A 278-nucleotide genomic window follows, 5' to 3' on the forward strand; every position below is an offset into this window, starting at 1 on the left:
AGTAGTAAATCCAACAGCAACAATTGTCAAAGTTGCAGCGAAGGACAAAGTAGTAGAAACACCAATTGAACCAGAAGTTGAGTATGTTAGAGATGTTGAAAAAGACTTCGGTACACCAGCTCAGCGTACTGAGGGTAAAAAAGGTAAAACGGTTACTACAACCACTTACGATGTAGATTCAAAGGACGGTCATATCACAGAACACGTTGGCAACCCAGTCGTCATCCCAGCAGGTAAGACAATTGTTAAAGTTGGTGCGAAAACTAAGGTTGAACAAT

At 41.0% G+C, this 278-nt stretch carries 1 pseudogene; it reads left to right on the plus strand.

What is annotated here, in order from left to right:
- Positions 1–278: pseudogene (locus HMPREF2837_RS06745) on the plus strand (G5 domain-containing protein); the annotation flags it as partial.

The organism is Streptococcus sp. HMSC071D03, from assembly GCF_001812125.1.
GTDB classification, from domain to species: domain Bacteria; phylum Bacillota; class Bacilli; order Lactobacillales; family Streptococcaceae; genus Streptococcus; species Streptococcus pseudopneumoniae_N.